The organism is Cellulosimicrobium sp. GQ32 (assembly GCF_059758455.1).
The window spans coordinates 100,924-120,453 of the sequence record NZ_JCAXEP010000005.1; the positions used below are offsets into that span (position 1 = coordinate 100,924).

The window sequence follows — 19,530 nt, forward strand, 5'->3', positions numbered from 1 at the left end:
CCACCAGGGCTCTACCTCGGCCCACCAGGGCTCTACCTCGGCGGAGCGGAGGGCGAGCCGGACGCCGAGGGCGAGGGCGGAGCGGGGGTGGGGCGGGTCGTGGCGGGCCTGGCGGGAGCCGCGAGGGACGAGCGGCGGATGGTAGACCCGTCGCGCCCCCGCGGAGCCCTCGCCCGCCCCGGCCCCGAACTCCCCCCGTCGCGCCACGACGGCCACCAGTTCCACCGCCCCAGCAGCGTCATGGTCGCGGGGAGCAGGAGCCCGCGGACGACGGTCACGTCGAGCAGCACGGCGACGGCCATGCCGACGCCGACCTCCTTCATCGCGACGAGCTCTCCCGCCGCGAAGCCGAGGAACACGATGCCGATGGCGACGGCCGCCGTCGTGACGACCGGGCCGGTCGCGGTGATGCCGCGGAGCACGGCCCGGTCGTTGGCGGCGCGCGGGTCCTCCCCGGGCGTGCGGGCGCGCCACTCCTCGGACGTGCGCGCGAGGAGGAACACCTCGTAGTCGGTGGACAGGCCGAACACGAGCATCCCGATGAGCAGGGGCGTCGTGACGTCGAGCGCTCCCCACGGCTCGAACCCGAGCAGCGAGGCCCCCACGCCGTGCTGGAACACCGAGACGAGCACGCCGAGCGTCGCGGCGAGCGTGAGCAGGTTGAGCACGAGCGCCTTGAGCGGCACGACGAGCGAGCCGGTGAGCAGGAAGAGGAGCGCGAACGTCGCGAGCACGACGACGCCCGCGGCGAGCGGGAGGCGCTGCGCGAGGTGCTCCTGGGTGTCGACGACCTCGGCGGCCGGGCCGGCGACGTGCACGTCGAGGTCGCCGGTGTCGATCGCGCGGATCGCGCGCAGGAGGTCCTGGGCCTCGGCGGCGGTCGCGTCGCCGCCCTCACCGACGTCGGGGGTGACGTCGACGACGAGGACCTCGGGCGGGTAGTCGGTGTCCTGCATCGCGTCCTCGACGCCGGGCAGGGCCGCGACGCGGTCGAGGTAGGCGGAGGCGGCCTCGTCGCCGCGGGGTGCCTCGACGAGCACGGTGATCGGGGTGACGCCGAGGTCGGCGAAGCGCGAGGTGGACGCGTCGGCGGCGAGGCGTGCCTCGGCGTCGGCGGGCAGGGAGTGGACCTCGGAGCTGCCGAGCGTCATCGAGCCGAGCGGCGCGGCGAGCGCGAGGAGGAGGGCCGTCGCGCCGAGCGTGACGAGCACGGCGTGCCGCTGCGCGGTGCGCGCGAGGCGGCCGAGCGTGCCGGCGCCGCCGCGCCCGGTCCACGGGTGGGACCAGGTGCGGGCGCCCGGGGCAGGGATGGCGCGGTGCCACGTCGCGACGAGCGCGGGCACGAGCGTGAGCCCCGCGGCGGTCGCGACGAGCACGACGACGGCGCCCCCGACGGCCATGCCCGAGAGCAGCGAGTCGCCGAGCAGGAGCAGGCCGGTGAGGGCGATCGCGACGGCGAGCCCCGACGCGAGCACGGCACGCCCGGCGGTCGCGAGCGTGCGCCCGACGAGCTCGTCGAGCGGGAGGCCCGGGTTCTCGGCGCGCTCCTCGCGGAAGCGCGCGAGGACGAGCAGGGAGTAGTCGACCGTGAGGCCGAGGCCGAGCAGCGTCACGACGTTCACGGCGAACTCGTTGACGGGCACGATCCCCAGCAGGCCGCTGAGCACGAGCAGCGCGACCGCGATCGCGGCGAGCGCGGACAGCAGCGGGACCAGGCCGGCGCGCAGGCCGCCGAGGACGACGACGAGCACGACCAGCAGGACGGCGATCGCCACGCCCTCGCCCACGGCGGCGTCGGTGATCGCCTGTTCGACGAACGCCTCCTCGGCGAGCAGCGCCCCGCCGACGAGGACCTCGGGGGTGTCGACCGTGTGGAGCGCGTCGGCGACCTGGTGCGCGAGGGCCAGGGCCTCGTCGTCCGACAGCGCGGGGTCGAGCTCGACGATCACGAGCGAGCCCTGGCCGTCGTCGGCGATCAGGCCGCCGCCCGTGTAGGCGTCGAACAGCTCGACGACGCCCGGCATCGCGCGGATGCCGTGCATCACCTCGCTCGCCTGGGCGATCAGCTCCGTGGAGAAGTAGTCGCGCCCGGACAGCACGGCGACGACGGTCTCGCCCTCGGGCTCGAGCTCGTCGAGGCGCTCTGCAGCGAGCGCGGAGGCGCTGCCGGGCGGCGCGGGCTCGACGTCCGTCGTCTTGTCGAAGACGGCGCCGCCGAGCACCGCACCGAGGACGAGGAGGACGGCCCAGACGCCGAGGACGACGGCGCGGCGGCGCGCGGCGAACCGCCCGGTGCGGTGCAGGAGGCGTCCGAGCGCCATGGCCTGTCCTCCTCGTCGAGGGATGTCGTGCGGAGAGCGGGTCGCGCAAGCGCTCCTGCGAGCCCTGCGCGGAACGTGAGGTGAGCACCCTACGCGAGGGTGGGAGCGCCGTCGGACCACGCTCCGCCCGTGCGATGGGCGCGCCTCGGGCTCACCGAGGCGGAGATGGGATGAGACGGGACGGGCGGGGACGGCTCGTGCTGCCGCCCCCGCCCGGTCCCTCCCGGGGCGGACGGCTCACGCCGCCCGCCCCGGGGTCTCAGCTCAGCCGCAGCTCGCGGCCTCGTAGGCGACGTCCGCCTGGAACGTCAGGTCGCCGCCCGTCGCGGACACCTGCGCGGCGCCGGCCTCGACCGACGTAGCACGCGTCGCGAACGACTGGTACGCGGAGGCACCCGGCTGGACGCCGGTCACCGTCTTCGTCCCGAAGGGCGTCGTCAGCGTGATGTCGGCCGGCACCGTGTCGTCGTTCGTGGCACGGACCGCGACGTAGACCTTGCCCGCCATGCAGCGGGTCTGGACCGTCGTCGAGATCGCGAGCTCCTCGACCGGCTCGTCGGTCAGCTCCTTGAACCGGATGTTCCGGTAGTTGACCATCTCGCCGCTCCCGTGGTTCTGGATGCCGACGAAGCTGTTCACCAGACGGGCCGGGTCGGTGCTCGTGAAGTCGTTGACGAGCACGTCGTTGAGGTAGATGCGGATGCGGTCTCCCTCGACCCGGATGTCGTACGCGTTCCACTGCCCGACCGGCTTGAGGGCGGCGTCCCGGGCTGCCTCGTCGGCACCCTGGAACGTGTAGATCGCGCCGGTGGTGCGGTCGTCGGCGTCGGTCGCGTCGATCTGGATCTCGTAGCCCTTGTTGACGGCCACCCACGGGTCGTCGCCCGGGTTCGGGAACCCGACGAACACGCCACCGTTGTCGTCCTTGAGGAGCTTCCAGTCGAGCTTCAGGCTATAGCTGTCCCCGAGCTCCTGGTTGTACCAGAGCAGGCCCATGCCGCCGGCACCCTGGATCGAGCAGTCGTCCTGGCGGCCGAAGCCACCCGGACCGGCCATGCGCCAGCCCTCCTGGAGGCTCGCGAGGGTGCCGTCGAAGAGGGCGGTGTAGCCGTCCTCGACCTCACCCGGCGAGCAGATGTCCGGGTTCTCGCCGATCGAGAGCACGTCGATGTTGATGTTGCCCTCGTCGCCGGCCTCGTAGGCGAGCGTGATGGTGTTCACGCCGGCCTGGAGGTCGAGGTCGCGCGTCTGCACGCCCCAGTCCTTCCAGCTGCCCGTCGTGGGGAAGTTCCACTGACCGAGGTCCTGGCCGTTCACGTGCAGCGAGACGTTCTTCGCGCGCAGCGACGTGTAGGGGTGGATGCCGTTGGCGTAGCGCACGTTGACCGGGTAGGTGCCCGCCTCGGGGACGGTCACGGAGAACGTGCGGCCGGCGCCGACGTTCGTCATGCCCGCGGCGAAGCCGGAGCCCGAGTAGTTGCTGTGGTCCGAGCCGATGCTCGAGCTGCCGAGGGGCTGCGCGAGCTCCGCCTCGTACCAGCCGCGGTCGGCCGGAGCGACGTAGCCGGGGAGCGAGTTGAGCGTGTACCAGGCCTCGGTGCTGAGGAGCTCGGTGCCCTCCGCGGACGCGAACGGGCGCGGCGAGCGGATGTAGACGACGTGGCCCGGCTTGAGACCGTCGATCTTCAGCGTCACGGTCGTGCGGTCCTCGGACACCTGGGCGTCCGTGACGAAGAGCGGCTGCTCGTCGACCTTCGGGCCGCCGTACTGCTGCGTCGGCACGTAGCGCCACTGCTTGACCTGGTAGGCGTCGGCCAGCTTCTCGACGACCTCGTCGGACACCGGGTCGGTGTACTCGATCTCGAAGCCGCCCTCGACCACGCGCATCTCCTTCATGTCGAAGGAGTCCTCGCCCGCGGGCACGAGCTTCTGGAGGCCGAACCGGAGCTTGCCGGACTCGCCCCAGTTGCCGCCCTCACCGGTGCCGCCGGCGTAGAGCGCGCCGTCGGGGCCGTAGATGACGCGGTTCACGCCGACCTCGAGGCCCGCGGTGTGGCGGAAGACCGCACCCTGGAACTCGCCGTCGACCTTCTCGAGGAACGCGCGCTGGATGCCGCCGTACGTCACGTCGCCGAGCAGCATCTGGCCGGCGAACTCGCCGTCCTGGACGAGGATCGGGTTGCCCGGGGAGTTGGCGATCTCGTTCTGCGGGAGCCACACGGCCGGCGGGGCCACGGGGTTCGAGTCGAACGGCCCGGCCGGGTTCGTGTAGTGGTTGTAGAACTTGTCCTGCTGGATGTGGATGAGCTTGTTCGACGGCAGCCAGGCGCCCTGGTTGTCCGTCGCGAAGATCTCGCCCTCGGGGCCGAAGCCGATGCCGTTGGGCGTGCGGAGGCCGCCCGCGACGTAGGTGACCTCGCCGGTCTCGCGGTCGATCTTGATCGACGTGCCGCGGTTCGCCGCAGGCTGCGGGTTGGTCGTCGCGCCGCCGTTGTTGATGGCCACGGAGAGGTTGACGTAGAAGTAGTCCTCGTCGTGGATCAGGCCGAACGCGAACTCGTGGAAGTTGCCGCCGTCGGGCCACTCCGCGATCTTCGTGTGCGTGTCGTAGAAGCCGTCGCCGTCGGGGTCGGTGAGCTGCGTGAGCTGGTAGCGCTCGGAGACGAAGATCGAGTCCTCGACGACCTCGATGCCCATCGGGTTCAGCAGCTCGTCCGCGACCTTGGTCGCCGTGACGTCCTCGGGACCGTCGGCCGTGGTGACGCCGTCGAGGAAGTACACCTCGCCGGACACCGGGTCGGGGCGCCAGCCGCCGGAGCTGACCTCGCCCGTCGTCACGACGGCGAGCTTCTCGTCCGGGGTGAACGCCAGGCCCGAGACCTTGGGCTCGAAGCCCGCAGGGCGCAGGTCGACGAGGTCGTAGTTCGGGTTGACCGTGTCGAGACGCAGGCCGTCGCCGGCCGTGTCGGTCGCGCCCTCGCAGTACTTGTAGCCGGGCGCGGTCACGCGCACGACGCCGGCCTCGGTGCTGAGCGCCGAGGTCGGGATCACCTGGAAGGAGGAGCTGCCCGGCGTCTTCCACGCGAGCGTGAGGCGCTGCTTGTCGCTGCCCTCGTAGTAGTCGATCCGCAGGTCGTGCACGCCCGCGGTGAGCGTCGCGCTGCCCTCGACGGAGGTCGAGTCGTTGGGGCCGTCGTTCTCGAGGACGAGCTGGCCGTCGATGTAGACGAGCGCGCCGTCGTCGTTGGTCACGCGGAACTGGTACTGGCCGTCCGCGGGGACGTGCAGGTTCGCGCTCACCTGCGAGATGAAGTTGTCCTCCGCGCCGAACTGCTCGGCCGTCGACCAGTCGATGGTCGGCATGAGCTTGTCGACGTTGGGCGTCTGGCCGGACTTGAGGGTGCAGACGGCCCCGGGGTTCTGCGCGAGCTGGAAGGTGCGCAGCGTGACGCCGGGCTCCTGCTCGGGAAGGTCGGCCGCGGCGGGGACGGCCCAGCCCGCGACGACCACGGCGCCGAGGGTGAGGGCGGCCGCGCCGCGTCGGTACCTGATCCGGCGGGACACCGGCAGGCTGGTGCGTTCGAGCATCGTTGCTCCCTAATACTCGGTCGGACTTCGAGTCCACGGAGCGTAACCCCTGCCTGGCTCCGTCGATGACAACGCTGGACAGGCTAGCCCTCGTTCTATCGATGTGTCTACAACTTCCGACTTGCAATCGACAAAAGTGCTCTGGCCTGCCCGGACGTACGCTCGGAGGCATGAGCGCACGCCACGGCGACATCGCCGACAGCACCGCGTCCCGGCCGTTCGCGCAGGTCGACGTGTTCACCGAGGTCCCGACCCTCGGTAACCCCGTCGCGGTCGTGCTCGACGGCGACGGGCTCACGGACGGGCAGATGGCCGCGTTCGCCCGCTGGACGAACCTCTCGGAGACGACATTCCTCCTCCCGCCCAGCCCGGAGGGGGCCGCCGCCGGCGCCGACTACCGCCTGCGGATTTTCACCCCCGGCGGTGAGCTCCCCTTCGCCGGGCACCCGACGCTCGGCTCGTGCCACGCGTGGCTCGAGGCGGGCGGCGCGCCCCGGGCGGGCGGCGCCGTCGTCCAGGAGTGCGGTGTCGGCCTCGTGACGATCCGCCGCGAGGTGCGCGCCGCCGCCGGGCCGGACGACGAGCCCGAAGACACCGGGAGGCTCGCGTTCGCCGCGCCCGACCTGCTCACCGACGAGCCGGTCCCGGCCGACGACCTCGCCGCGATCGTCGCCGCGCTGGGCGTCCCGGACGACGCCGTGCTCGACCACCGCGTCCTCGACAACGGGCCGGGCTGGCGCGTCGTGCTGCTCGACTCCGCCGACCGCGTCGCCGGGCTCGCACCCGACTGGTCGCGCCTGCGCGTCGAGCACCCCGACCTCTCCGTGGGGGTCGCCGGGCTGTACGGGGACGACGCCGGTCCCGACGGCGCGGCGGTCGAGGTCCGCGGGTTCGCGCTCGCCATGGGCATCCCCGAGGACCCCGTCACCGGGAGCCTCAACGCCGTCGTCGGGCAGTGGCTCGTGCGGGACGGTCGCCTCCCGGACCGCTACGTCGCGGCCCAGGGCGCGGCGCTCGGCCGGGCCGGCCGCGTGCACGTCGAGCGCGACGGGTCGGGGACGGTCTGGGTCGGCGGCGCGAGCGTCACGTGCGTCGCGGGGACCGTCCGGCTCTGACCCCGCGCCGGTGACCGGAGGAGACCCCGCCGCGGACCCGGCGACATCTCCGAGCCCGGCGCTCGATCCCGGCGATATTCCTGGGCTCAGCGGGTCGCGCTCTCCGTAGACTGGGGCAAGTGTCAACAACCCCACCAGTTCTCTCCGACCGCGCCCTGACGGACCGCGCGGTGGTCGCGCGCGCCCGCTGGGCGCTCATGGTGCAGTTCGGGCTGTTCGGGGTCGTCGGCGCGTCCTGGATGAGCCGCCTGCCCTCGGTGCGGGAGGCGCTCGGGATCAGCGCCAGCCAGCTCGGCCTGCTGCTCGTCGTCGGCGGCCTGGGGTCGCTCGTGTCCGTGGTGTCCGCAGGCGCGGTCGTGGCACGGTTCGGCAGCCGCACGACGCTCGTCGTCGCGACGGTGGGGAACGTCGTCGGGTTCGGGCTCGTCGCTCTCGGGACCGGGACGGGCGGGGTCGTCCTCTTCGCGGTCGGGGCGTTCCTCAACGGCGTGTGCGGCGCCCTGACCAACGTGCCGATCAACATCTGCGCGGCGTCCGTCGAGCAGCACGTGGGGCGGGCGATCCTCCCCCACTTCCACGCCGCGTTCTCCATCGGCGCCGCGTGCGGCGCGCTCGTCGCGGCCGCGTTCTCGTGGGCGCACGTCGGCATCACCGCGCAGATCCTCGTCGTGACGCTCGCCGTCACGGTCGCGCGCGCCGTGCTCATCGCCCCCGCGACCGCGCTCGCGCCCGACCGGGTCGCGCCCGGCGCCGCCGCGCCGTCGGGCACCACGGACCTGGCCGACGACGGCGCCGCACCCTCGGCCGCGACCTCGCCCCGCCGCGGGGCCGGCGTCCGCGCCGCGCTCGCGGCCTGGAGCGAGCCGCGCACGCTGCTCATCGGGCTCGTGCTCCTCGCGTCGTCGTTGTCCGAGGGGTCCGCGGGCAACTGGCTCTCCATCGCGGTCGTCGACGGGTTCGAGGTGCGCGAGGCGCTCGGCGCCGTCGCGTACGGCACGTTCGTCGGCGCGATGACGGTGTTCCGGTTCGCCGGGACGGGCCTCATCGACCGGTTCGGGCGCGTGTCGGTGCTGCGCGCGTCGGGCGTCTCCGCGCTCGTCGGCCTGCTCGTCTTCGGCCTCTCGCCGAGCCTGCCGCTCGCCTGGGTCGGCATCGTGCTGTGGGGCTGCGGAGCCGCGCTCGCCAACCCCGTCGCCATCGCCGCGGCGTCCGACGACCCGGCTCACGCCGCCCCGCGCGTCGCGGTCGCGACGTCGTTCTCGACCGTCGCCATGCTCACCGCGCCGCCGCTGCTGGGCCTGCTCGTCGACCAGGTGGGGGCTCGCCACATGCTCCTGGTCATCTGCGCCGCCACGGTGCTGAGCCTTGCGGTCGCGGGCGCCGTCCGCCCCGTGAGGTCGACGGCTCCCGCACCGCGAGCGTGAGGAGTCGCCCCTCCGCACGCGCCTCGCCCGGTCGCTCTCCGCACCGCCGTGGACAGCCGTCCGGCCGTGGGCGACGCTGGGTCGACGGGCGCGCGGTGCGGTCGTACGCACCCGCGGGCCACGACCCTGCGGCGGCGGTCGTGCTCCTGCACGGTGGGTACGGGCTGCTCGGCGACCTCGAGCTGCAGGACGACCCGTGCCGACGCGTCGCCGTCGGGGACCAGGACTCCCTCCTGCCCGAGGCCCGCACCCTCGCCGCCTCGTGCGCGCGCGACGGCGTGCCGTGCGAGCGAGGGGGCGATGCGGTTCTACCTCGCGGCTGCTGGTGTCGGTGTCGGGCGGGTCGCGGCCTCGAGGAGCTCGAGGACGTGGACGTAGTCGCGGCCGGTCGCCCGGGACATGCCCATCTCGCACGTGCGGTTGTTCGACACGTAGGCGTCGAACGCGTCGTGCGGGAGCCCGGCGGCCCTGGTAGCGACCTCGGCCGCCTCGGCGCGCGTCGCACCGGCGGTGAGCTCGGGGTGCAGCATCCCGCGGTCGCCGGCGAAGCCGCAGCAGCCCCACGCGGCCGGGATGGTCGCACGGTCCGCGGCGGCCTCCGCGACCGCGCGCAGGTCGTCCACGGCATCCAGGTGCACGGTCGCGCACGTGGGGTGCAGGACGACGTCGCCCACCTTCTCGACATCGACCCCCCGCGCGGCGAGGCCGGGGAGCACGTCGGTGCGGACGAACGTCACCGCGTCGACGATCCGCAGCCGCGCGAAGCGCTCTCGAGCCACGGCGTCGAGGTCCGGCCCTTCCGGCGAGCCGGGCGCACCGGGCTCACCGGAACCTCGCTCGGCCACGGCGCGCGCTCCCGTGCCGCTCAGGTGGCGGGCGGTCTCGACGAGCCCGTGCGTGCAGCTCGACGCGTCGCACACGACGGGGAGCTCGCCCTCGCGCGTCGCGGCCCACAGCGCGTCGACGACCTTCCGCGCCATGGCCGCCGCGCCGTCGGGCAGACCCTTGGACGTCCACGGTGTGCCGCAGCACAGGCCGCCGACGCCCTCGGGCACGGCGAGCCCGACGCCGGCACGCTCGCACAGCGCGCGGAACGCCGCCTCGGCGCCGACAGGCCGGTTCGCCCGGGCGTGCGCGCTCCCGCTCCCGTCGCCCTCCGCACCGCCGCCCATCCCCGCGGGCAGGCCACCGGCCGCAGGTGCGAAGAGCTCGCCCATGCACGACGCGAACAGCACCGCGCGGACCGGCCCGTCCGCACCGCCCGCCCCTGGCGCGCCTCGCCGTTCGCGGCGCGCCCCCGGACCGGGGAGGTCCGCATCGACGCGCGGCACGACGTCGGCCCCGACCACCCCGCGCGCGACCTGCGACGCGACGTGCACGAGCGGCGTCGGGAGCGCGTGGGCCACCCGGAGCGCGCCCCGCAGCCCGGTGACCACGGGTCCCCAGCGCTCGGCGACCGCCGCTCCCCCACGCTGCACGACCCCCGGCCGTGACCGCGCGCGGTGGCCCTTCATGACGACGCCCGTGTCGATGCCGACGGGGCACGCCTCGACGCACAGCGAGTCTGCGGCGCACGTCTCGACGCCCTGGTAGCGGTACTGCCGCTCGAGCTCGCGCCGTTCGGCGGGCGGTGCGGCAGCCATCTCCTTGAGCAGCGCGATGCGCTGTCGCGGGGTCGTGGTGACGGTCCGTGACGGGCACCCCGGCTCGCAGTACCCGCACTCGACGCACCGGTCGACGAGCGGGGCGTCGTCCCCGCCCGCCGAGGACTCGACCTTGAGGTTCCGCAGGTGCTCGTGGTCGTCGTCGGTGATCAGGACGCCCGGGCTGAGCAGCCCGCGCGGGTCGAACAGTCGCTTGACCTCGCGCATGACGTCGTAGAGGTCGTCGCCGTACTGCCGTCGCACGAACGGCGCCATGATGCGGCCCGTGCCGTGCTCGGCCTTGAGGGTGCCACCGTGCCCGAGCACGAGGTCGACGAGATCGTCGCTGAACGCGGCGTACCGGTCGAGCTCGGCGCGGTCGCCGAGCCGCGGCGTGATCATGAAGTGCAGGTTGCCGTCCTTGGCGTGCCCGAACGTCACGGCGTCGCCGTAGCCGTGGCGCGCGAACAGGCCGCCGAGGTCGCGGACCGTCGCGGTGAGGTCGGCGACGGGGACCGCGACGTCCTCCAGCAGTGCGGTGCTGCCCGCGGGGCGCGCTCCCGCGACGGCGGTGTACAGGCCCTTGCGCACGCGCCACAGGCGCTCGCGCGTCGCGGGGTCGGTGGTGACCGTGGCGGGCACGACGAGGGACCCGGTCAGCGAGCCGACGACGTCGCGCGCCGCGCCCTGGAACGGCGCGAGCCCGTCCTCGGTCGCCGCGCGGTACTCGACGAGCAGCGCGGTCTGGTTCCGGATGCCGTCCCCGCGCGCGAGGGTACGCATGGACGTGTCCGCCGCGGGGTCCGCGGCGGCGACCCGGAGCGACGCCGCGTCGAGCAGCTCGATCGCCTCGGCGCCCGACGCGACGAGCGGCACGAGCGCGTCCGTCGCGTGCTCCAGCGAGTCGAGCACGAGAAGCGTCGTCGCGGCGTGCGTGAGCAGCGGGACGGTCCGGAACGTCACGTCCGCGACCCAGCCGAGCGTGCCCTCGCTGCCGATCATCAGGTGCTCGAGGACCTTCACGGGCTCGTCGTGGTCGAGGAACGCGTTGACCGAGTAGCCCATGGTGTTCTTCGTCGCGAACTGCCGCTCGATCTCGGCGCGCATCGTCGCGCTGCCCCGCACGCGGTCACGTAGCCCCACGAGGCCACGGTGCAGCTCCGGCTCGGTCGCGAGCAGGCGCGCGTCGGCGTCAGGCGCGCCCGTGTCGACGACCGTCCCGCTCGGCAGCACGACCGTCATCGCCTCGACGGTCCGGTACGCCGTGCGTGTCGTGCCCGACGTCATGCCCGACGAGTTGTTCGCGACGACGCCGCCGATCGTGCAGGCGATCTCGCTCGCCGGGTCCGGGCCGAGCCGTCGGCCGTGCCGCAGCAGGTGCGCGTTGACGAGCCGCAGCGTGGCGCCGGGCTCGCACCGGACCCGCGCCCCGCCGTCGAGCACCTCGACGCGCGTGAAGCGCGTGCGCGTGTCGACGAGCACGCCGGCGCCCGACGCCTGCCCGGACAGGCTCGTCCCGCCCGAGCGGAACGTCACGGGCAGGCCCCGCCGCGTCGCCTCGCGCATCGCGGCGACGACGCCGTCCCGGTCGTGCGCGCGCACGACGACCTCGGGCCGCAACAGGTAGTGCGACGCGTCGTGCGCCTGCGCGACCCGCGTCAACAGGTCGGTGCGCAGCTCGAACCCCGGGTCACGGTCCGCCGAGACGGGGACGTGCGCCCCGGACTCGCGCGTCTCACGCCCGGATCCTCCGGTCTCGGCGGGCCGGCGCGCGCTCACGGGCGCGCCTTGCGGTCGTAGCCGAGGCGGTGGGGCTGCACCGCCTCGTACGTCGCGCGCAGGCTCTCGGTGGTGCTGTCGTAGCGTCGCTGGGCGACGCGCACGAAGAGGAAGTCCACCAGTGCGAGCTGCGCGATGCGGCTCGACAGTGCGCCCGACCGGAACTGGGTCTCGCGCGCCGTCGTCGTGAGCACGACGTCGGCGTGGGCGACGAGCGGCGACTCGGGGAAGTTCGTCACGGCGACGGTCGTCGCGCCGCGGTCGTGCGCGATGCGCAGCGCGTCGTTCGTCTCGACCGTCAGGCCGCTGTGCGACACGCCGACGGCGACCGCCCCCGGCCCGAGGAGCGCGGCGGACTGGAGCTGCACGTGCGGGTCGGGCGACGCGAAGCACAGCAGCCCGATGCGCTGGAGCTTCTGGGCGAGGTCCTGCGCGGTGAGCCCGCTCGACCCCACGCCGAACAGGTCGATGCGCGGCGCCTGCGCGACGGCGTCTGCGACCTGCTCGAGCGCGTCGAGGTCGAGCATGCGCGCCGTCTCCTCGATGGTCCGCGCCTCGTGGAACGCGATCTTGGTGACGACGTCCTGCAGCGCGTCGTCGGGGTCGATCTCGCCGTGCGCGACGTTGGCGCGCTCCTGCTCGACCGCGCGGCGGCTCGTCGCCTGCGCGAGGTCGATCCGGAACTCCGGGTATCCCGCGTACCCCACCGCGCGACAGAACCGCACGACCGTCGCCTGCGACGTCCCGACGAGCGCCGCGAGCTCGGTGATCGTCTTGCCGACGACGGCCGCCGGGTCGGCGAGCACGACCTCGGCGATGCGCGCCTCGGCGGGGCGCAGGTTCGGCAGGGACTGGCGGATGCGGACGAGACCGTCGGCGGCCATTCAGTCCTCCTCGGTGGTGGTCGGGTGCTGCGGGTGGGTCGGGCTCTGCAGATCGGTCCGGTGCCGGGTGTCGCTCGGGTCGTGAGGCGCGGCCGCGGCGGGGCCGCCGAGCGTGAGCCACGGCTCGTGCCCGGCGACGGAGCCCGGGTCGGTCGCGAGGCGCGCGGCCAGGTGCAGCGCGCCGTCGAGCGGGGTGCCGGCCGGGTCGACGAGCTCCACGTCGGGACGCAGGACCGCGAGGCGTGCGCGGAAGGCGTCGGTGAGCAACGGGCCGATCCCCAGCACGCCGCCGGTCGCGGCGGCCAGGGGCGGGACGTCGTCGACCAGCGCTGCGGCGAGCGTCGTCGCGAGGTGCGTGCCCGCGCCGGCCAGGACCTGCCGGGCGACGGCGTCGCCGTCCCGGGCCGCCGCAGCGACATCGGGCGTGAACGACGCGAGCACCTGGGCCCGGTCAGGACGCGTGTAGAGCTGCCCGGGCCAGGTCGGCACGGGCCCGAACCGGTCCGTCGCAGCGGCCAGCAGCGCCGCGGAACCGCCGTTGTCGCGACCGTCGTGCGCGGCGACCGCGGCCCGCAGCCCCTGCGTCCCGATCCACGACCCCGAGCCCAGGTCCCCGAGCAGGTGGCCCCAGCCGTCGACGCGGTGCCACACGTCGCGCAGGTCCGTGCCGAGCGCGATCGCGCCGGTCCCGACCGCGACGACGGCCCCGGGCCGTCCGCCCAGCGCGCCGAGGTGCGCGGTCAGCGCGTCGGCAGCCAGCGCGGTCCGCAGTCCGCCGCCGTGGCGGAGGGCGGCGTGAAGCTCGGCGGGGTCGCGGACGAGCGACGCGAGGCCCGTCGCCCCGACGGCAGCCGCGGCGACGCCGTCGTGCGCCAGCGAGGGAACCTCGGTGCGGAGCCGCGCGAGGAGGTCGCGGACGACGTCCGCCGCGTCGCTCCCCGCGGGTCCGATCGCGACCGGTCGGCCGGTGAGGGCGACGACCCGCGCGCTCGGCGGTGCGTCGGGCGACCGGACGTCGTCGAGAGGTCGCGCGACGAGGCGGCTCCCCGAGCCCCCGACGTCGAGCCCGACGACCCATGCGGCGCCGGGCGTGCTGCTGCTCACGCGGCCATTCTGGCACAAACTTTCACGCTGGAGCAGAGATGTGTAGATTGTCGCCATCCCGCCCTGGCACCCCCGCGTGCGACCACGATACGCCGTCGCTCGACGACGCGGCCCGACCCGGCCGTGCCGGCCCGGGTCAGCGCGCGAGCCACTCCTTGCGCTCCGCGGGCGGCAGCTTCTCCACCGCGGCGCGCAGCACGTCGCGCGGCATGGTCGCGGCGTGGTCCTCGAGGAACGCGCGCAGCCGCTCGGGCTCGACGTCGCCCGCGTGGCGCAGCATCCATCCCACGCCCTTCTGCACGTACGGCTCGGGGTCGTCGACGAGGACCTCGGAGAGCCGGAACGTGTCGTCGACCTGGCCGCGGCGCAGGAAGGCGGCCGTCGCGACGATGGCGGTGCGCCGGCGCGGCCAGTCCGGCGCCCGGGCGAGGCTGTCGAGGACGTCGCGCGGCCGGTCGAGGAGCCACGACCCGAGCACCTGGTACGCCGTGAGGTCCACGAGGTCCCACGTGTCGATCCGGTCGTGGCGCCGCAGGAAGAGCTCGACGAGCTCCGCGTGCCGCTCGACGGTCACGCGCCGGGCCGTCGCCGACTTGCCCATGATCGAGCAGCCGCCCGCACGGACCTCGTGGACCCGGTCCTCGAGCAGCAGCTCGATCTGGTCCACCGGCAGGTCGAGCGCGCTCTTCGCGAGCGTGAACACGTCGCCCATGCGCACCCCGGCGAGCGTGTAGTCGCCCGGGAAGTACCGGGCGTACGCGCGGCGCTGGGCCGCGGTCGCGCGCGCGAGCAGGTCGGCGCGGAAGTCGGTCGCCGTGGTGTACGGCGGCATCGTCCTTCTCCTCTCGTGCGGGCGGTCGCCCGCGTTCCTGCGGTTCGCGCCGCGGCGCGCCCGTGGTCCGTGCGCTCAGCGCGGCGCCATGCGGATCGCGCCGTCGAGGCGGATCACCTCGCCGTTGAGCATCGGGTTCTCGACGATCGCGCGCACCAGGTGCGCGTACTCCTCCGGGCGGCCGAGCCTGCTCGGGTGCGGCACCTGCGCGCCGAGGGACTCCTGCGCCGCCTCGGGCAGCGACGCCATCATCGGCGTGCGGAAGATGCCCGGCGCGATCGTCATGACCCGGATCCGGTGCTGCGCGAGGTCGCGCGCGAGCGGCAGCGTGAGGCCCGCGACGCCCGCCTTGGAGGCCGCGTAGGCGGCCTGGCCGACCTGCCCGTCGAACGCCGCGACCGACGCGGTCTGCACCACGACGCCGCGCTCCTCCCCGGCAGAGTCCTCCCCGTCAGAGCCGCTCGGCCCCACCGGGTCGAGGGCGAGCATGCGCTCGGCCGCGAGCCGGACGACGTTGAACGTCCCGACGAGGTTGACGTCCACGACCCGCCGGAACGCGTCGAGCGCGTGCACCCCGGACCTGCCGAGCACGCGCTGCGCGAGCACGATCCCGGCACAGCTCACGACGACGCGCGCCCCGCCGAGGGCGTCCGCGGCGTCGAGCGCCCGTGCGACGTCGTCCTCGCTCGTCACGTCCGTGGGGACGAACCGCGCCGCGTCGCCCAGCGCGTCGGCGACCGCGACGCCGTCGGACGACGCGAGGTCCGCGAGGACCACCCGCGCCCCCGCCGCGACCAGGCCCTCCGCGGTCGCGCGCCCGAGGCCCGAGGCCCCTCCCGTCACCAGGGCGACCGTGCCCTCGATCCGCATGTCTCACCCTCCGTCACCTGCGCGGGCGCCGTCGCCCGCCCCGCTGACCGTACCCAGGTCGACCCGCAGGTCGCGAGATCGACCCACCGAAGGTCGATCTCGGGCGCTCGGGCCGATCTCGCGACGGCACCGCCGTGGACGTCAGTGCGACGGCATCTCCAGGCACCCGCCGTCGGCGATCGGGCCGCCCGCGTCGAGCGTCACGGCGTCGGGCGCGACCGCCCCGTACACGCAGCCGCCGGGGACCGCGACCCCCACCCCGACGACCGGGACGACGTCACCGAAGGCGTTCCTGTCCACGACCTGCACGTTCTCGAAGCCCGCCGCGACGAGCGCGGCCGAGACCTCGTCGCCGTCGACGGCCGACCCGTCGGCGACGGGGTCGAGCGCGGCCTGGACGGCGGGCACCGCGAGCGCCGCCTCGGCGTCGCTCTCGGGCGTGCCCGTCCGCTGCCGGTACGCCTCGTTGGACGCGTCGAGCCCGGTCTCCTGCCCGACGGCGGTCGTGTCCTCGGCCGTCGCGGTGGCCTCGGGCTCGGACGAGTCGTACGACTGGGCCCACCGCTCCATGGCGACCCCGACGACCAGGAAGTACCCCACGACACCCACGCACGCGAAGATCACGAGCCCCACGACCACGCCGACGACCGCGCGCCCGAGGCGCGAGGTGCCGTCTGAGCCGAGATCGTCCGGGTCCGGGGTGGCCATGAGGCGAGTCTTGCGGGCGGGGTGCTCCGCGGCGACCGCGGGCGCGACCTCGACCCCGGATCTTCACATCTCGGGCGTCGTCGGGTGCAGGATGGGTGGCGAACAACCCCGTCCGACCGTCAGGAGAGTCCCGCATGAGCCTGTACGACATCCCGTTCGACGCCATGGACGGGACGACGCACACCCTGCGCGAGCACGCGGACGACGTCGTGCTCGTCGTGAACGTCGCCTCGCGGTGCGGCCTCGCGCCGCAGTACGCGACGCTCGAGGCGATGCAGGAGAAGTACCGCGACCGCGGGTTCACGGTCATCGGGTTCCCGAGCAACCAGTTCCTCCAGGAGCTCGGCACGAACGAGGCGATCCAGGAGTTCTGCTCGCTCACGTACGGCGTGACGTTCCCCGTGGTCGACCGCGTGCGCGTCAACGGCCGCCACGCCCACCCGCTGTACCAGGAGCTGAAGAAGGCCGAGGACGCGGAGGGCAAGGCCGGTCGCGTCACGTGGAACTTCGAGAAGTTCCTCGTCCTGCCGGGCGGCGAGGTGCACCGGTTCAGGCCGCGCACGCTGCCCGACGACCCCGCGATCGTCGACCTCGTCGAGACGCACCTGCCCCGCTGAGCGCACCACCCCGGTGCGGGGTGTCGGCGCGCGGTGCCCGAGGGCGCGTCAGCGCACGACGAGCGCGGGGTGCCGCGCGTCGTCGACCCGCGCGACGACGTCGGCCACCTCCGCGGGGCGTACCTCCCGCTCGTAGCGCGCGTACGCGTCGAGCGTCCAGGCGTCCTGCGCCGCGGTGCGGCGCGCGAGCGTCGGCGCGCGCAGCGCCAGATGGACGGCGAGGTCGACGGCGAGCCCGCGGCCGAGGGCCAGCGCGCCGTCGAGCACGACGACGAGCCCCGGCTCCGCGGCGACGTACGCCGCGCGCGTGGACCGGCTCGTCACGGGATCGCGCAGGCTCGGCACGTAGCGCCCGGACCCGCCCGGGCCGACGGCGTCGAGCACCTCGCGGTTGAGACCCGCCACGTCGATCCACTCGTCGAGCAGCGCGTCCGGGTCCTCGCGGCCGTGCTCGAGCCGCAGCGACGCCGGCCGCCAGAAGTCCTGCACGCGCACCCGCGCGACCGGTCGGCCGGCAGCCCGCAGGGGCGCGACCAGCAGGTCCGCGAGCGCCTCCGGGTGCGTCGAGGGGTGGCCGTCGACGAGGAGCCGCAGCGCGCCCTCGGGCCCCGTCGCCCGGTCGCGGTGCGGGAACCCGAGGACGAGGTCCACGACCCGGTCCACGAGGACGTCCTCGGTCACCGGTTCCACGCGCACGACGTCAGGATGCCAGGTCGCGCAGCGGCCTCTCCGGGGACGTCCGGCAGGTCGGGCTCCTAGGGTGGACGCATGCTGCGCACCGTCGCCCTCGACCACCCCGCACCCCTGCCCGTCGGGCACACGGTGGAGGTCACCGAGCTCGAGGCCGCGGTCCGGTGGAAGGGCCGGGTCACGGCGTGCGCCATCGTCATGGTCGAGGGCCTGGACAACCCCCGCACGACGCTCCAGGTCGAGACGGACGCATGACCGCACCCTTCCGGCCGGGGACGGTCCGCGAGGGGACGGGCGGCATCGTCGCCCTGGGCCTCGCGACGTTCGTCGCCATCACGACGGAGCTGGTGCCCGTCGGGCTGCTGCCGCTGCTCAGCGCGGACCTGGACGTCACGGAGTCCGTCGCCGGGCTGCTCGTCACGGCGTACGCAGTCATGGTCGCGACGCTCGCCGTGCCGCTCACGCTCGGCACGGCGCGCCTCCCGCGCAAGGGCCTGCTGCTGACGACGCTCGTGCTCTACACCGTGAGCAACGTGCTCGTCGCCGTCGCGCCGACGTTCGCCGTCGTCGCGGCGGCGCGGGCCCTGGGCGGCGCCTCGCACGCGGTGTTCTTCTCGGTGAGCATCGGGTACGCGTCGCGGCTCGTGCTGCCGCACCTCACGGGGCGCGCGCTCTCGCTCGTCACCACGGGAGCGGCGGTCGGGTTCGTGCTCGGGGTCCCGCTGACGACGACGCTCGGCACGGCGATCGGCTGGCGTCCCGCGTTCGGCGTCCTCGCGGGCGCGTGCGCGCTGGCCACCGTGCTCATCGCGTTCCTGCTGCCGCCCGTGCCCGGGGGTGGCGCTCCGCCGTCGGACGCGACGAGCGCGAGCCGGCGCTCCGCGCTCGCGGTGGCCACGACCACCAACGCGCTCGCCTACCTGGGCCAGTACACGGTCTACACGTTCGTGTCGCTCCTGCTCCTGGGCGCCGGCCTCCAGGAGTCGGCGCTCGGCCCGGCGCTCCTCGTGCTCGGCGCGCTCGGGCTCGTCGGGACGGCGTTCGCCGCCGCGCGCCTCGACCACCGGCCGCGCCGGACGTCGGTCGTGACGCTCGTCGCGGTCGTGGCGGGCATGCTCACGGTCGGGCTCGCGTTCCCCGGGACCGTCGGGGTGCTCGTCGCGATCGGGGTGTGGAGCGCGGGGTTCGGCGCCGTCGCGCCGGTGTTCCAGGCGGCGGCGATCCGCGCGCACGGGGCGTCACCCGATCTCACGGGCGCGCTCGTCAACGCGACGTCGAACGTCGGCATCGGCGGGGGCGCCGCGCTCGGCGCGCTCGTCCTCGCCCGCTCCGGGCTCGACGTCGTCCCGTTCGTCGGGGCGGGGATCGTCGCCGTGGCGCTCGTCGTGGTCCTCGTCGCGCGACGCACGTTCCCTGCGACGCCGCCCGCGGCGGTGACGGACGCGGCGGTGCCGGAAATGCCCTCCGACCAGGTGGACCCGCGCGCCTAGGGTGGCGGGATGACGACCACGGTCAGGCAGGTCCAGGTCACGTTCGACTGCGCGCAGCCGGAGCGCGTCGCCCGGTTCTGGTGCGAGGTGCTGGGCTACGTCCCGCCGTCGCCCCCGGACGGCTTCGCGAGGTGGGACGACGCGAACGCCGCGCTCCCGCCCGAGCAGCGGGACGCGTGGTTCGCGTGCAGCGACCCGACCGGCGTGGGTCCGCGCCTGTACTTCCAGCGGGTCCCCGAGGGCAAGGTCGTGAAGAACCGGGTGCACCTCGACGTGCGCGTCGGCACCGGGCTCGTCGGTGCCGAGCGCCTCGCCACGCTCGAGGCCGAGCGCGACCGGCTCCTCGCCCTCGGCGCGACGTGCGTGCGCGTGATGGTCGCGGACGAGGAGAACGAGTCGCGCATCGTCATGCAGGACGTCGAGGGCAACGAGTTCTGCCTGGACTGACCGCCGGCCCTGCTGCCG

15 protein-coding genes are annotated in these 19,530 nt (G+C 74.5%); 6 read left to right on the forward strand and 9 right to left on the reverse strand.

Going from position 1 to position 19,530, the window contains the following annotated elements; translation table 11 throughout:
* Positions 1-32: 32 nt before the first annotated feature.
* Both AC6CH9_RS10110 and AC6CH9_RS10115 read right to left on the reverse strand, forming a co-directional pair.
* A complete protein-coding gene (locus AC6CH9_RS10110; protein ID WP_498154764.1) occupies positions 33-2,321 on the reverse strand; it encodes an MMPL family transporter in 2,289 nt (762 codons plus the stop codon).
* 264 nt (positions 2,322-2,585) lie between these two features.
* On the reverse strand, positions 2,586-5,909 hold the full coding sequence (locus AC6CH9_RS10115) for a 3-keto-alpha-glucoside-1,2-lyase-like domain-containing protein (RefSeq protein WP_498154765.1): 3,324 nt from the start codon (positions 5,907-5,909) through the stop codon (positions 2,586-2,588).
* Positions 5,910-6,079: 170 nt separating this feature from the next.
* Between AC6CH9_RS10115 and AC6CH9_RS10120 the strand changes: the two genes are divergently transcribed.
* Positions 6,080-7,024, forward strand: coding sequence for a PhzF family phenazine biosynthesis protein (locus AC6CH9_RS10120; RefSeq protein ID WP_498154766.1), 945 nt, complete (start codon positions 6,080-6,082; stop codon positions 7,022-7,024).
* A 119-nt stretch (positions 7,025-7,143) separates the two neighbouring features.
* Complete coding sequence (locus AC6CH9_RS10125) at positions 7,144-8,448, forward strand: MFS transporter (RefSeq protein WP_498154767.1); 1,305 nt, start codon at positions 7,144-7,146, stop codon at positions 8,446-8,448.
* A 308-nt stretch (positions 8,449-8,756) separates the two neighbouring features.
* Here the strand turns inward: AC6CH9_RS10125 and AC6CH9_RS10130 are convergent, their stop codons facing one another.
* The 6 genes from AC6CH9_RS10130 to AC6CH9_RS10155 form a co-directional block, all read right to left on the reverse strand.
* On the reverse strand, positions 8,757-11,870 hold the full coding sequence (locus tag AC6CH9_RS10130) for an FAD-binding and (Fe-S)-binding domain-containing protein (RefSeq protein ID WP_498154768.1): 3,114 nt from the start codon (positions 11,868-11,870) through the stop codon (positions 8,757-8,759).
* Complete coding sequence (locus AC6CH9_RS10135; protein WP_498154769.1) at positions 11,867-12,754, reverse strand: MurR/RpiR family transcriptional regulator; 888 nt, start codon at positions 12,752-12,754, stop codon at positions 11,867-11,869. Before AC6CH9_RS10135 ends, AC6CH9_RS10130 begins: the two co-directional genes overlap by 4 nt.
* Complete coding sequence (locus tag AC6CH9_RS10140; protein WP_498154770.1) at positions 12,755-13,858, reverse strand: N-acetylglucosamine kinase; 1,104 nt, start codon at positions 13,856-13,858, stop codon at positions 12,755-12,757.
* Between the two features lie 136 nt (positions 13,859-13,994).
* Positions 13,995-14,690, reverse strand: a complete 696-nt coding sequence (locus AC6CH9_RS10145; RefSeq protein ID WP_498154771.1) for a DNA alkylation repair protein — start codon at positions 14,688-14,690, stop codon at positions 13,995-13,997.
* Between the two features lie 75 nt (positions 14,691-14,765).
* Positions 14,766-15,560 (reverse strand): SDR family NAD(P)-dependent oxidoreductase, encoded by a 795-nt coding sequence (locus AC6CH9_RS10150; RefSeq protein WP_498154772.1) that lies wholly within the window; start codon positions 15,558-15,560, stop codon positions 14,766-14,768.
* Positions 15,561-15,701: 141 nt separating this feature from the next.
* Positions 15,702-16,268 carry a DUF6993 domain-containing protein gene (locus tag AC6CH9_RS10155; protein WP_498154773.1) on the reverse strand — a complete coding sequence of 189 codons (567 nt, stop codon included), beginning with the start codon at positions 16,266-16,268 and terminating at the stop codon, positions 15,702-15,704.
* Positions 16,269-16,402: 134 nt separating this feature from the next.
* Here AC6CH9_RS10155 and AC6CH9_RS10160 point away from each other — a divergent pair, with 134 nt between their 5' ends.
* Entirely contained in the window at positions 16,403-16,885 is a 483-nt protein-coding gene (locus tag AC6CH9_RS10160) for a glutathione peroxidase (protein ID WP_498154774.1), read from the forward strand.
* Positions 16,886-16,933: 48 nt separating this feature from the next.
* Here the strand turns inward: AC6CH9_RS10160 and AC6CH9_RS10165 are convergent, their stop codons facing one another.
* Entirely contained in the window at positions 16,934-17,581 is a 648-nt protein-coding gene (locus tag AC6CH9_RS10165) for a nucleoside/nucleotide kinase family protein (protein ID WP_498154775.1), read from the reverse strand.
* A 72-nt stretch (positions 17,582-17,653) separates the two neighbouring features.
* Between AC6CH9_RS10165 and AC6CH9_RS10170 the strand changes: the two genes are divergently transcribed.
* The 3 genes from AC6CH9_RS10170 to AC6CH9_RS10180 are packed head-to-tail and all read left to right on the forward strand — an operon-like array spanning position 17,654 to position 19,512.
* Positions 17,654-17,830: a hypothetical protein gene (locus AC6CH9_RS10170; RefSeq protein WP_498154776.1), complete on the forward strand. Its 177-nt coding sequence runs from the start codon at positions 17,654-17,656 to the stop codon at positions 17,828-17,830.
* Positions 17,827-19,065, forward strand: a complete 1,239-nt coding sequence (locus tag AC6CH9_RS10175; protein WP_498154777.1) for an MFS transporter — start codon at positions 17,827-17,829, stop codon at positions 19,063-19,065. Before AC6CH9_RS10170 ends, AC6CH9_RS10175 begins: the two co-directional genes overlap by 4 nt.
* A 9-nt stretch (positions 19,066-19,074) precedes the next feature.
* Positions 19,075-19,512 (forward strand): VOC family protein, encoded by a 438-nt coding sequence (locus AC6CH9_RS10180; protein ID WP_498154778.1) that lies wholly within the window; start codon positions 19,075-19,077, stop codon positions 19,510-19,512.
* Positions 19,513-19,530 lie beyond the last annotated feature (18 nt).